The following is a 12,867-nucleotide window of genomic DNA, read 5'->3' as shown; positions in this document are numbered from 1 at the left end:
GCAGGGGGAGCCGATGGCCAGGCTGACAGTGTTGCGCGTCCACCGCGTCCGCGTGCCGCTGGTGGGGCACTTCACCACCGCGGTGCGCAGCGCGACGGAACTCGAGACAGTGCTCGTGGAAGCCGTCGATTCCGACGGCCGCAGCGGCTGGGGCGAGGCGCCGATCAGCCGGGTCACCCGGCTCTCCACCGAGCAGGCGGTGGCCAGCATCCAGGGTCCGCTGGCTGCCCTGGTGCTGGGGACAGTGGAACTCGACGGCGTCCTGGCGAGGCTGGAACACAGCAGTGAACCGGCAGCTGCCCGGATGGCGGTGGACTGTGCCCTGCATGATCTGGCCGCCCAGCAGCTCGGGCTGACACTCGGCGCGTACCTCGGCGGCGCCGGAGCCGGAACTGGAGCCGGCACTGCGTCTGAGCCCGGGCCCGGAGTTGCTCCCGGAGCCGCTCCGGGAGCAACTGTCGAGACGGACATGACGCTCTCCGTCGCGCCGCCGGAGGAACTCGCGGCGAAGGCGGCGGTGCACGCGGCCGCCGGCTTCCGCTGCCTGAAGGTGAAACTGGATGCCCGGATGGATGTCCTCGCCTCGATGCGGGCGGTCCGGGCGGCCGCCGGGCCGGACGTCATACTGCGGATCGACGCGAACCAGGCGTTCGACGCCGGGACGGCCATCCGGATCATCCGGCAACTCGAGGACGCCGGGCTGGAGATCGAGCTCGCGGAACAGCCCGTACCGGCCGGTGACTGGGCGGCACTGGCGCAGGTCAGCGCCGCCGTCGACACCCCGGTCATGGCCGATGAAAGCCTCTGGACCCTCGCGGACCTGGACCGGCTGCTCGCGCACCGGGCCGCGCCCCTGGTCAACATCAAACTGGCCAAATCCGGCGGGCTGCGCCACGGCCGCAGGCTGCTGGAACGCGCCCGGGCCGAGGGCCTGGGTGTGGTGATCGGCTGCATGCTGGAGAGCCCGGTGGGGATCGCCGCCGCTGCCTCGCTCGCCTCGCTGCTCCCGGCCGCCACAGGCCGGTCCGCAGCACAGGACCTCGACGGCGGACTCTGGCTGGCCGCGTCCCCCGTGCACGGCGGCGCCGGCTACAGCGGCCGGACCATCAGGCTTGCCCCGGCGCCCGGGCTCGGGATCACCGGGCTCAGCTGAGGGCCGTCCCCTTCATACCGTCACCCTCACACCGTCACCTTCACCCCGTCACCTTCACCCCGTGCAGTTCCCAGGCCAGCCGCGAGATCGACCGGATGGCCGGCGGTGCGTCCTGTTCGTCGTACGCGCGGGTGCAGACCGCCAGCACATAGCCCGCACTGAGCGGGCCGCTGCGCGGGGCGACAAACGCGACGTCGTGCTGGATCCCGGTGACCCAGCCCGACTTGCTGCCCCAGACGACGTCGGCCCCTGCGGCGTCCAGTTCCGCGCCGAGATCGCCGAACTCCTGCGCGACGAGCCACTCCGTCATGAGCGCGGTGAGCACCGGCCCGGCGGCGGCCCCGGTCACGATCGCCCGGACGACTGCGGTCAGGTCCCGGGCCGTAACCTGATGGCTCAGCCCGGCCCGCAGCGCGGGAATGTCACCGATCAGCCGCTCCATCCGGGACGAGCCGGCGCCGCAGGCGGACAGGGCCGCGTTGACCGCCGGCAGCCCGACAAGCTGCACGGCCAGATTGGTGGCCTCGTTCGAGGAGACGGTGACCATGCGGCGCAGCACGGCGCGCAGGGGCATGGCGGTTCCGGGGGCGGGCATGCCGGCGTCGCGCTCCCCGGGCTCGAAGCTGAAGGTCTCCCCGCCGCCGGCGGCGGAGGGGAAGGTGTGCGCCGCGATGACCGGCTGCTCCAGATCCAGGGCGCCGCGCTCCACCGCCTGGATGGCCGCCGCCAGCACGCCGAGCTTGATGGTGCTCGCGGAATAGAAGGGCAGGTCCGCGTCCCGGTGGGCCAGGACGGTGCCGTCCATCGCGGTGAGGCAGTAGGCGATCGCGGGGACACCGTCGCTGTAGTCGGAACGAACAGGCACGGGATGCTCCTAGCTGAGGGCGGCGTAGACCGCGCGGGACACGGCCAGGCGGACGGGCTGGAAATCGGAGAGCTCGCGGCGGGGGTGGACCCGGTTGCCCAGCAGGACGACGCTGATTCCGGCATCGCGGTCGACCAGCAGCGAGGTCCCGGTGAAACCGTTGTGGCCGCGGGCGGCGGGGGAACCCATCCACGCCGCCTGCCCGATCCGCAGCCCAAGCCCGTGCCCGAATTCGGTGCCGGACGTCCGCAGGGACGCGCCCAGCACCGCCGGGAGCTGGTCCGTCCACATGGCGTCCGCCGTCGCGTGGGAGAGAATGCCGGGCAGGCCGGCCCGCAGTGCCTCGCCGAAGTCCAGCAGCGCCGGGGCGGTGCCGAACATTCCGGCGTTGCCGCTGGCCCCGCCGAGGGACCATGCTGCCTCGTCGTGCACGGTGCCTCGGATCATGCCCCGGCCGTGTTCGGGCTGGTATTCGGTCGCGGCGGTGCGGCCGGGGTCCGGGACGAAGCCCACCGCGGTGTCCGGGGCCAGCCTGGAGAGGACATGCTCCGCGACCAGCTCCGGCCAGGACCGTCCCGTGGTGTGCTCGGCGACGGCCATGATGGTGTTGAACCCGGCGCAGGAGTACTCAAAGCGTGTCCCCGGCGGGTGCACAGGCTCCAGGGCGAGGAGGTCCACGATCAGCTCCCGCCGGTCGAAACCCGCTCCGGCGGCGAGCGGTCCGCGCCAGCCCTCCCAGATCCCGGGCAGCCCCGAGGTGTGGGTGAGGAGCTGGCGGAGCGTCACTCCGGATCCGCCCACCGGGACCGGCACCGCCTCGTCGAGCGCCAGGACGCCGCCGTCGACCAACGCCAGCGCGGTGACCGCGGTGAAGACCTTGGTGACGGAGGCGAGGTCGTAGTACGTCCCGGCGTCGGCCGCGGTGCGCTGTCCCTCCGGGAGTTCGACGCCGTCAGCGCCGAAGCGCACGGCGTCACCGGCCGTAACGACCGGCAGCCGTTCGCCGCCGACCGCGACGGCGCAGACCGCCGACGGCGTGATGCCATCCTTCACTGCGGAGTCGAGCAGGCGCTGGAGCTCGGCGTGCAGCCGGCCGTGCCGGGCCATCAGCCGAGCACCAGGCTGGGCCGGCCGGACGCGGGCGCGTGCAGCGTGGCATGGACCCCGAGCGGAATGCTGTGCGCCGCCGGTCCGTGGCCGAAACCGAGTTCCCAGACGAGCGGGATCCCCAGCGGGGCGAGCAGCTCGGCGCAGAGGTCCTTGACCTCGGCCAGATCCCCGCAGTCCTGCCAGGAGCCCAGGGCGAGCCCGGCCAGCCCGTCGAACCAGCCGGCCCGCAGCAGCGAGTGGAGCATCCCGTCAATCTTGTAGGGCGCCTCCGTGACATCCTCCAGCAGGCCGATCCGGCCGGCGTTGTCCAGGGGCGGCCTGCCCCGGGCGCCGAGGGTCATCGCGAGCAGGCTCAGGTTCCCGCCGGTCAGGCTTCCGCGGGCGGTGCCGGGCACGAGGGTCTCGGCCGCGTCCGCCGTGTACCGGCGGCCGGTGAACGGCTCGAACACGGCCTGCTTCAAACTCGCGGCCGCGGCGGGGTCATCGAGCAGCGCGCCGGTGGCGAGCATCGGCGTGAACCAGGAGGGCATGTCCAGCCGTTCGGCCCAGAACTCGTGGATCCCGGTGACGTCCGAGGACCCGAACAGCGGCTTCGGGGCAGCGGCGCGGAGCTTGTCGACGTCGAGCAGGTCCAGCAGCCGCACGGCGCCGTAGCCGCCGCGGATCACGAAAACGGCGGACAGCGTCGGATCACACCAGGCGTCCTGCAGATCGGCGGCCCGCTCGGCATCCCCGCCGGCGAGGTACGCCGCGCGGGGGTGCGTCGCCCGGAGGTGCTGCCCGGGGACCGGCACCAGCCCCCACGATTCCAGCAGCGCCACGGACCGCTCCAGCATCGCCGGCAGCGGCGGCCCCGAGCTCGCCACGAGCCCCACACGGTCCCCGGGCCTGAGCGGTGCCAGGGCCGGGACGGCTGCAGGGACGGCGCCCGGGGCGGGGGACATGCCCAGCGGTGCCGTCATGACCCGGCACCGATCGCGACGCTGGCGTCGTCCTCCACAACGTTGTTGGTGGGCACCACGCTGAGCAGCTTCCGGGTGTACTCGTGCTGCGGGTTCAGCAGCACATCTTCGACCCGGCCTTCCTCGACGATCCGGCCTTCGAACATCACCACAACCCGGTCGGCGATATTCCAGGCCAGGCCGAGGTCGTGCGTGATGACCAGGGCGCCGAGGCCCAGCTCGCAGCGCAGCCGCAGGAGCAGGGCAAGGATTTCGGCGCGCACGGAGGCGTCCAGGCTGGCCACGGGCTCATCGGCGACCAGGAATTCCGGGTCCAGGGCCAGGGCGCCAGCAATGACGACGCGCTGGCGCTGCCCGCCGGAGAGCTCCTGGGGGATGGCCGCGAGGAAGCGCTCCGGCGGGTTCAGTTCCGCTTTCCGCAGGGCCGCGGTGACGGTCTCCCGCTCGTTGCCGGGCAGCTTGTGCAGCCGGGGACCCTCGGCGACGGCCTCGTAGACCGAGTGCTTCGGGTTCAGTGCCGCGGAGGGGTCCTGCAGCACGAACTGGACGCTGCGCCGGTAGTCCTTCAGGGCCTTCCGGTTGTGGGAGAGGGCCTTGCCCTCGAACAGCACCTCGCCCGACGTCGGCCGCGGCAGGGCCAGCATGGTGCGGGCCAGAGTGGTCTTGCCGGAGCCGGACTGTCCCACGAGCGCCACGATTTCGCCGCGGCCGCACGTGAGGTTCACCGAGTCCACAGCCTTGACGTTGCCGCCGCGGCCGGCGAAGGTCACCGACAGGTTCCGGGCCTCGAGCACAACGTCCGCCGGGTCCGGGGCCGTGAACGTGCCGGCCTTTTCCAGCGGCGTCGCGCCGGGCGCGTCCGGTGCGGTGTAGCCGGGCAGCCGGAGCCGGGACGCCGGGTCGCCGATCAGCGGGAACGCGGCGGCGAGGGCCTGGGTGTGCGGATGCTGCGGGGTGCGCATGACGTCCGCGGAGGGTCCGTCCTCCACAATTTTGCCCTGCTGCATCACGACGATCCGCTCGCACGTGGCCGCGAGGACGGAGAGGTCATGGCTGATCATGATGAGGGACAGCCCGCGGGAGGCCACCAGGGCGGTGAGGACGTTGAGGACCTGGGCCTGCACGATGACGTCCAGGGCAGTGGTGGGTTCGTCGGCGATGATGAGCTCGGGGTCGCAGGCCAGGGCCATGGCGATCATGACGCGCTGTTTCTGTCCGCCGGAGAGTTCATGCGGGTAGGAGGCGCCCTTGGCCGCGGAGAGGTCCACGAGTTCCAGCAGTTCGTCAACCCGGGCGTCCCGCGCGGCCTCGTCCTTGTAGGGGAGCGCTTTGGCGTGGATGCGGAGGGCTTCAGCGATCTGCTCCCGGACCTTGCGGACCGGATTAAGTGAGTGCATGGCACCCTGGAACACGATGGAGGCCTCGGTCCAGCGGACCGTGCGGAGCCGGCCCCAGCTCAGGTCCGGGACGTTCTCCTCGCCGAGCAGGATGCTGCCTTCAACCTTGGCGTTGGCGGGCAGCAGCCGGAGCACGGACATGGCAAGGGTGGATTTGCCGCAGCCGGATTCGCCGGCCAGGCCCAGGGTTGAGCCGGGCTCGACAACGAGGTTGACGCCGTCGACCGCCGTCAGGGTGCGGGGGCCGTCCTCGCCCTGGGTGGCGTAGGTGACGCGGAGGTCCTTGAATTCAAGACGCGGCATTAGCGGCCTCTCAGGGTCGGGTTGATGACTGACTCGAAGGCGCGGCCCACCAGGGTGAAACACAGCACGACGAGGACGATGGCGATGCCGGGGGTCAGCACGAACCACCAGTAGCCGCCGGTGGCGGCGCCGGTGTCCAGGGCGGCCTTCAGCATGGAGCCCCAGGAGATCTGCCCGGGGTCTCCCATGCCGAGGAAGGACAGCGTGGATTCGGCGATGATGGCCGAACCGACGGTGAGGGTGGTGTTGGCCAGGACCAGCGGCATCACAGCCGGCAGCACGTGCTTGCCGATGATGTGCGCGTCGGAGGCGCCGAGCGCCCAGCTGCGTTCGATGTACGCGCGGGACTCCACGCTGAGCGTCTGGGAGCGGACCAGGCGGGCGGTGCCGGCCCAGGAGGTGATCCCGATGGCGATCACGATCGTGGCGACGCCGGGACCGATCACCGAGGACAGCACAATCGCCAGGACCAGGCTGGGGACCACCAGGAAGAAGTCGATGACGCGCATCAGCACGCCCTGGGTGACGCCGGTGAAGTGCCCGGCCGCCATGCCCACCACGGTGCCGATCAGCATGGACACGGCGGTGGCGGCGAAGCCCACCAGCAGCGAGATCCGGGCACCCCAGACGAGCATCGCCAGGATGGACCGTCCGGCAGGGTCGGTGCCCAGCGGGTTCGCCCAGGTGGGCGGCTCGTTCTGGGCCGAGGTGATCCGGGTGACGTTGAGTGTTTCCTCCGGCGCCAGCACGGGGGCCAGGAAGGCCAGCAGGATCACGACGCCGAGCAGGACCAGCCCGATCAGCCCGGCGCGGTTGGCGGCAAACTCCGCCCACACCTCGCGGAGGCGCTGGACCCGGCGGGCGGTGGCCACACTGCGCCGGCTGGTCGTGAGAGTGCTCATGAGGCACGCAGCCGGGGGTCGAGGAGGCGGTAGACGATGTCGGCGAAGAAATTCATGATGATCACAATCGAGGAGAAGACAACAAAGGTTCCCTGCAGCAGCGGGAAGTCCGGGGCGGATAGGGCCTGGAACGTCAGGTAGCCCAGGCCCGGCCAGGAGAAGACCGTCTCCACCGTCACGGCCCCGCCGACCAGCCCGCCGAGGGTCAGGAAGATCAGCGTCACGGTGGGCAGCAGCGCGTTGGGGACGGCGTGCTTGCGCCGCACCTCGTCCTCCCGCAGGCCCTTGGCCCGCGCGGTGACGAGGTAGTCGGCGCTCATTTCCTCCAGCAGGGAGGCCCGCATCACCATGAGGTACTGGGCATAGACGACGGCGACCATGGTCAGGACCGGCAGGACCATGTGGCGGGCCACGTCCCAGGCGTACTCGAAGCCGGTGGCCCGGACGCCCGCGGTGACCATGCCGCCGGTCGGGAACCAGTGCAGCCCGCCGGCGAAAACCAGCAGCATCAGCAGGCCCAGCCAGAACGTGGGGACGGACCAGAAGACCAGGGCCAGGCCGGTCTGGGTCTTGTCGAAGCGGCTGCCGCGCCGCCACGCGGCCCGCTGCCCGAGCCAGAGGCCCAGGACAACGGACAGCGCGGCGGCGGTGCCGGTGAGCAGCAGGGTGGGGCCGATCCGGTCCAGGATCAGCTCCATCACCGGCCGGTTGTAGGTGTAGGAATCGCCCAGTTTGCCCTGGAACAGGTCCGTCAGGTACCGCCAGAACTGCGCCGGGAGCGGCTGGTCCAGGCCGTACTGCCGGCGCAGGATGTCCATCTGCTCCGGCGTGACCTGCCGGCCGTCCGCCAGCGAGCGGACCGGGTCGCCCGGCAGGATACGGAAGGCGAAAAAGCCAAGGAGGACCACCATGACCAGGGACACCGCCGCGCCGCCGGCTTTCGCGCCGATGTAGCGCAGCCAGGAGCCCCCGCGCCGGGGTTCGTCGGTATCCTTTGCCGGGGCCCCGCCGGGAGGGGCAGCCGGTGCGGGCACTGCCCCTCCGAGGACGGGTTCACTGAGCGTTGATTCCATTGTTACTCGCGGTCTCCTGCAGTCACGCTGCGGCGGCGGTAGAGCACAAATCCGCCGGCGGCCAGGGCCAGGACCACGACGGCGGGCACGATCACCGTGGCCGGGTTGAAGCCGGCGGAGGCCTCATCAGTGCCGGTGCCGGTGTTCATGCCGACGGGCGTGGCGCTGTAGTAGCCCCACGGACCGTTCTGGCCCGTGATGACGCCACCCTTCTCCGGCTGCGTGACGAACGGCTGGAACTTGTCCGACCGGTACGCCTCCAGCGTGTTGGCGTAGTACATGACGTTGTTGACGGCGGCGTTGTAGATCATTTCCTGGCCCTGCTTGACGAGGGCGCTGCGCTTGGCCTGGTCGAGTTCCTCGTGCTGGCTCTTGAAGAGCGCGTCGAACTCGGGGGAGCAGTAGTTGTTCTCCGACGTGGCGCCGGTGCCGTCAGCGTTCGGGCGGGAGGCGCAGGTGTTGATGGAGAGCTGGAAGTCCGGGTCCGGTCCCATGCCCCAGCCGGTGAAGTAGAGGTCGTAGTTGCCCACCGTGGAGTCGTCGTTGACCTGGGCGGAGGACTTCATCACGGTGGTGACGTCGATGCCGATTTCCTTCAGCCACGGCTTGACGTAGTCGGCCATCTGCTGGTGCGTGGGATCGGTGTTGCGGCCCATCAGGCGCAGCTTGAGCGGGTTCCCGGACTTGTCCAGGCGGATCCCGTCGGCGCCCTTGGTGTAGCCCGCCTTGTCCAGCAGCTCGTTGGCGCCCTGCGGGTTGTACTTCAGCGGCAGGTCCTTGGTGTCCCAGTTGTACTGCGGGTAGGCCAGCGGAACCTCGCCGGTCGCCTCCTGGCCGAGGCCCTGGAGGACTTTGTCGAGGAGGGTCTTGTTGTCGACCGCCATCACGATCGCGCGGCGCAGTTCGACGTCGTGCAGCGCGGGGCTGCCGTCGCCGATGGGGGTGTTGTCGGGGGTCTGCGTGCCGGGGTTGATGCCGATGGCCTGGTAGCGGCGGCCGGTGCCGGCATTGGTGGTGATGCCGGGCTGGTTCTGCAGGGCCTTGTACTGGGCCGGCGTCAGGCCGCTGATCAGGTCCACTTCGCCGGTCTTGAGGGCCTGCACAGCGGCATCGCTGTTCTTGTAGGGCGCGTAGGTGATGCCGTCAATCTTGGCCTTGCCCCGCCAGTAGTAGGGGTTGGACTTCATCGTGACGCCGGCTGCCTTGTCGTAGCTGGTGACCGTGAAGGGGCCCGAGCCCACCGAATCCTTGTCGTTGGCGAACGTGGCCGGGTTCTCGACCTTGGACCAGACGTGTTCGGGCATGATCGGGAGCTGGGTTCCCGGGTTGGGGGCCTGCGGGGCCTTGAGCGTGATGACGAGCGTTTCGTCGTCCTTGGCTTCCACCGCGGCGACGGAGGACAGGAGCGAGCCGTTGGCCTGCTTGAGCTGGTCGTTCGTCTGGATGGCCTTGAAGGTCCAGGCGCCGTCCTTGGCCGTGATCGGCTGGCCGTCGGACCACTTGCGGTCCTTGGGCAGGTGGAAGGTCCAGACCTTGCCGTCGGTGGAGGTCTCCCACTTGTCCGCCATGCTGGGGATGTCCTCGTTGTTCTTCGGCCCGTAAGCCACCAGGGACTGGTACTGCAGGGCGAGGATGCCGGTGCTGCTGGAGAGGATCGCCTTGAAGGGGTTGAGCGAGTCAATGTCGCCGGTCAGGGCGAGCTTGAGGGTGGTGCTGCTCGCCTTGGAGGTGGTGGCCGTTGCCGGTGCGGCCATGACGGCCGGGGCGAGGGCGACGACGGCGGCAGCCAGGGCCGCCGGAAGGCGCATCCCGGACAGTGTCCTGCCTCCCGGTTTCCTGCTTCCCGGCGGTGGTGTCGGTGCTGTCGCGGTCCGTGTCGGTGTCATCGCGTTCCCCTAGTGGTTCAGTGATCATCGTGGTGCTGTGATCAGTGCGTCTGGTGGCGGCTGGCGCAGTATCCCCTGGCTGGGCCGGGGGACGGCTTCAAGGTATCCGGGAGTTGTGTCGCGGATGTAACCAGCATGTAAATGAATTACCGGATTGAATAACGTGATGCAATTCACTTACGCTCACCCTATAGCCGAGGTGTTCAGAAAACCATCCAGGGAGACCCAACCGTGACCATAAATGCGCCGAGCACTGCGACGACCACCCCTGGACCGGCGGCTGCTCCGCCCATCGACGCGGCCGCGCTGTGCGCCCGGTTGATCCGCTTCGACACCACCAACCACGGGGAGGGCAGGAGCGCCGGGGAACGGGAGTGCGCGGAATACATTGCCTCGCTGCTGGAGGCCGCCGGCTACACCCCCCTCCTGTTGGGACCCTCGCCGGAACGTGCCTCGGTGGTGGTGCGGATCGAGGGCACGGACCGGTCGCTGCCGGGCCTGCTGGTCCACGCCCACCTCGACGTTGTGCCGGCCGAACCGGAGCAGTGGAGCCGCGATCCGTTCTCCGGCGAGATCGACGGCGGCTACATCCACGGCAGGGGTGCCTCCGATATGAAGGACATGGTGGCCATGACCCTCGCGACCCTGCTTGAGTGGTCGGCAGCCGGAACCCGGCCGTTGCGGGACATCGTCGTGGCGTTCGTGGCAGACGAGGAGGACAAAGGCGACCATGGCGCGCTCTGGCTGGTGGCCGAGCACCCCGAACTGTTCGACGGCGTCGGGGCTGCCATCGGCGAGTCCGGCGGCCACGCCACGCTCCTTACCGCCGTCGACGGCGCCCCGGTCCGGCTGTACCCGGTGGCGGTGGCGGAGCGCGGCACCCTGCACATCCGGGTCCGCGCCGAAGGGAACTCGGGCCACGGCTCCCGCCCGGTGCCCGCCAACGCCGTCAAAACCCTCATCTCCGGGCTCGAGCGGGTGGGAAGCCACCGCTGGCCGCTCACCCTCACGCCGGCCGTGCGCGCCTACATCGAACAGACCTCTGCGGCGCTGGGGCACAACGCCGACCTGGAGACCGAGGCAGGAGTCGGGCTGGCTATTGACGCCATGGGGGCGGCGGGTACCGTGGCGGGGGTGACCATACGCTGCTCTTCCACCCCCACAGTGCTGCGCGCCGGCTACAAGGTCAACGTCATCCCGGGCGTTGCCGAAGCCGACATCGACATCCGCTGCCTGCCGGGGACCGAGGAATCCACCATGGAGACCATCGATGCGCTGCTGGGGCCGGGGATCACGCGGGAATTCCTCTCGCACCAGCCGCCGACCCAATCGGACGCGGGCTCGCACTGGTTCGAATCGATGAGCAGTGCCCTGCTGCGGCACGACCCGGCCGCCGTCGTGGTGCCGTACTGCATGGGCGGCGGGACGGATGCCAAGGCGTTCGCCCGGCTGGGGATTTCCTGCTTCGGTTTCGCGCCACTGGGCGCCGACCCCGGGGGCCGGACCGTGGACGGCGTGCACGGTGTGGACGAGCGTGTCCCGGTGGCGAGTGTCCGCAGCGGGCAGCTCATCCTGCAGGACTTCCTGGAGAACGTATGAGTCCCCGGCCGGCCGCAGGTGTGGACGGGCAGCCCGACAGGGATTTCCGGGACCGGGCTGGGGCTTCCCTGGCGGCGCGCCTTGATGCCTTGGCAGCGGACCGCGCCGCTGCCGGAACGGCCCCGGCGCTCGCCGTCGGCGTTTTCACCGGAGGGAAGCTGCGGGCCACCGTCCTGCGCGGCGGCATCGATGGGGCCGGCCGTCCGCCGCGGGCCGACACCGCCTTCCGGATCGCGTCCTGCACAAAATCGTTCACCGCTGCCGCCGTCCTGATCCTGCGGGACCGCGGGCTCCTGGACCTCGACAGCGAGGTCTCGGCCCACCTGCCTTACCTCCGGCTGATCGGCCCGGGGGAGGACATGCCCAACGGTCCGCTGACCCTGCGGATGCTCCTGACCATGTCCGGCGGCCTGCCCACCGACGATCCCTGGGCCGACCGGCAGGAAGCGATGTCCGGCACGGACTTCGAGGCGCTGCTCCGGGCCGGGGTCCGCCTGGTCCGCACGCCCGGCACGGCCTACGAATACTCGAACCTCGGCTACGCCATGCTCGGAGCGGTCATCACGGCGGCAGCCGGACGCGACTACACCGAGGTTGTCCGGGAGGAGCTGCTGGGGCCGCTGGGGCTGTGGAGCACCGGCTTCGACGCGCGCGTCCGGGCGGCCGGGGGAGTGGCCCAGGGCTATTGCCGTTGCGGCGAGGCGTGGGAACCGCAGCCGTTCAGCGGACCCGGCGCCTTCTCGGCCATCGGCGGGCTCTTCAGCACACTCAAGGACCTCGGCCGCTGGGCGGACTGGCTCGCCGACGGCTTCACCGACGGGCCGGAGCCCGCCGGGGAACCACTGAGCCGGGCAAGCCGTCGGGAAATGCAGCAGCTGCACCGGTATTCCGGCCCGGAGAACCTCGTCCCGGAGGGGACCGGCGGGTCTGGCGGGACCGGCGCGGTGGCCGGCATCGGGGGGTATGGCTTTGGGCTCCGGATCTTGGAGGACCCGGACCGGGGACTGGTCATCGGCCACTCTGGCGGCTATCCGGGCTTCAGCTCGCACATGACGTGGCACCCCGCGAGCGGGAGCGCCGTCGTCGGCTTCGAGAATGCCAGCTACGCGAAGGTCGGCGGGCTGGTCCGCGAAGTGCTCGGCGGGGTGCTGGATGGTCAGACCGCCCCTTCCGGCGGCCGCTCTTCCGGCGAACCCGCGACACCGGCCGCCGAGGAGCCCGCACGGGCCGGGGTGACCCCGTGGCCGGAAACGCTGGCGGCGCGCGCCGTCGTCGAACGTCTGGTGGAAGCGTGGGATGACGGACTGGCGCGCTCGGTCTTCGCCGGAAATGTCGAGCTGGATGAAGCGATCGCGGACAGGCGACACCGGCTCCAGCTGGCGCTCGCAACTGTAGGGCCGCTGCGGCACGGCGCGTCGGAGCCCGGCCTCAGCGTGACGGCGGCGAGGCTCGATTGGGTGATTCCCGGATCCCGCGGCGGCCTCCACTGCGAGTTGTCGATGACCCCCGAGGCGGTCCCCAGGGTGCAGAGCCTGACGTTCTCGGCCGTCACGTCCACGCCGGTCGATGCCGTGGCGCCCGTCAGGACATAGAATCCGAGAACCCTGGGCGGCCGGC

The 12,867-nt window shown here is 70.6% G+C and carries 10 protein-coding genes; 3 read left to right on the top strand and 7 right to left on the bottom strand.

The window, feature by feature from the left end; genetic code table 11:
- The first annotated feature begins 13 nt into the window (after positions 1-13).
- Entirely contained in the window at positions 14-1,153 is a 1,140-nt protein-coding gene (locus tag GXK59_RS12740) for a dipeptide epimerase (protein WP_160667272.1), read from the top strand.
- A 40-nt stretch (positions 1,154-1,193) separates the two neighbouring features.
- Here GXK59_RS12740 and GXK59_RS12735 read toward each other — a convergent pair whose 3' ends face one another.
- Genes GXK59_RS12735 through GXK59_RS12705 form a run of 7 tightly spaced genes read right to left on the bottom strand, consistent with a single transcriptional unit; the run spans position 1,194 to position 9,573 of the window.
- A complete protein-coding gene (locus GXK59_RS12735) occupies positions 1,194-2,018 on the bottom strand; it encodes a serine hydrolase (RefSeq protein ID WP_237393877.1) in 825 nt (274 codons plus the stop codon).
- Between the two features lie 9 nt (positions 2,019-2,027).
- Complete coding sequence (locus tag GXK59_RS12730; RefSeq protein ID WP_160667270.1) at positions 2,028-3,125, bottom strand: serine hydrolase domain-containing protein; 1,098 nt, start codon at positions 3,123-3,125, stop codon at positions 2,028-2,030.
- Entirely contained in the window at positions 3,125-4,090 is a 966-nt protein-coding gene (locus GXK59_RS12725; protein WP_160667268.1) for a S66 peptidase family protein, read from the bottom strand. The genes GXK59_RS12730 and GXK59_RS12725 overlap by 1 nt, the downstream gene beginning before the upstream one ends.
- A complete protein-coding gene (locus GXK59_RS12720) occupies positions 4,087-5,790 on the bottom strand; it encodes a dipeptide ABC transporter ATP-binding protein (protein ID WP_160667266.1) in 1,704 nt (567 codons plus the stop codon). Before GXK59_RS12720 ends, GXK59_RS12725 begins: the two co-directional genes overlap by 4 nt.
- Positions 5,790-6,692, bottom strand: coding sequence for an ABC transporter permease (locus GXK59_RS12715; protein WP_160667264.1), 903 nt, complete (start codon positions 6,690-6,692; stop codon positions 5,790-5,792). Before GXK59_RS12715 ends, GXK59_RS12720 begins: the two co-directional genes overlap by 1 nt.
- Positions 6,689-7,765, bottom strand: a complete 1,077-nt coding sequence (locus GXK59_RS12710; protein ID WP_160667262.1) for an ABC transporter permease — start codon at positions 7,763-7,765, stop codon at positions 6,689-6,691. Before GXK59_RS12710 ends, GXK59_RS12715 begins: the two co-directional genes overlap by 4 nt.
- Positions 7,766-7,767: 2 nt before the next feature.
- On the bottom strand, positions 7,768-9,573 hold the full coding sequence (locus GXK59_RS12705) for an ABC transporter substrate-binding protein (protein WP_160667260.1): 1,806 nt from the start codon (positions 9,571-9,573) through the stop codon (positions 7,768-7,770).
- Between the two features lie 309 nt (positions 9,574-9,882).
- On the opposite strand from GXK59_RS12705, the gene GXK59_RS12700 reads away from it, so the two are divergent.
- Positions 9,883-11,250, top strand: coding sequence for a M20/M25/M40 family metallo-hydrolase (locus tag GXK59_RS12700; RefSeq protein WP_237393876.1), 1,368 nt, complete (start codon positions 9,883-9,885; stop codon positions 11,248-11,250).
- Positions 11,247-12,842: a serine hydrolase domain-containing protein gene (locus GXK59_RS12695; protein WP_160667258.1), complete on the top strand. Its 1,596-nt coding sequence runs from the start codon at positions 11,247-11,249 to the stop codon at positions 12,840-12,842. Before GXK59_RS12700 ends, GXK59_RS12695 begins: the two co-directional genes overlap by 4 nt.
- The last annotated feature ends 25 nt before the right edge of the window (positions 12,843-12,867 follow it).

The organism is Pseudarthrobacter sp. ATCC 49987, assembly GCF_009928425.1.
GTDB lineage: Bacteria > Actinomycetota > Actinomycetes > Actinomycetales > Micrococcaceae > Arthrobacter.
This window is presented reverse-complemented; position numbering and strand designations above follow the sequence as displayed.

Excerpts from the sequence above, each read along its gene's own strand:
- GXK59_RS12715 (WP_160667264.1), bottom strand. The coding sequence starts at position 6,692 with ATGAGCACTCTCACGACCAGCCGGCGCAGTGTGGCCACCGCCCGCCGG.
- GXK59_RS12740 (WP_160667272.1), top strand. The coding sequence starts at position 14 with ATGGCCAGGCTGACAGTGTTGCGCGTCCACCGCGTCCGCGTGCCGCTG.
- GXK59_RS12725 (WP_160667268.1), bottom strand. The coding sequence starts at position 4,090 with ATGACGGCACCGCTGGGCATGTCCCCCGCCCCGGGCGCCGTCCCTGCA.
- GXK59_RS12730 (WP_160667270.1), bottom strand. The coding sequence starts at position 3,125 with ATGGCCCGGCACGGCCGGCTGCACGCCGAGCTCCAGCGCCTGCTCGAC.
- GXK59_RS12695 (WP_160667258.1), top strand. The coding sequence starts at position 11,247 with ATGAGTCCCCGGCCGGCCGCAGGTGTGGACGGGCAGCCCGACAGGGAT.
- GXK59_RS12705 (WP_160667260.1), bottom strand. The coding sequence starts at position 9,573 with ATGCGCCTTCCGGCGGCCCTGGCTGCCGCCGTCGTCGCCCTCGCCCCG.
- GXK59_RS12710 (WP_160667262.1), bottom strand. The coding sequence starts at position 7,765 with ATGGAATCAACGCTCAGTGAACCCGTCCTCGGAGGGGCAGTGCCCGCA.
- GXK59_RS12720 (WP_160667266.1), bottom strand. The coding sequence starts at position 5,790 with ATGCCGCGTCTTGAATTCAAGGACCTCCGCGTCACCTACGCCACCCAG.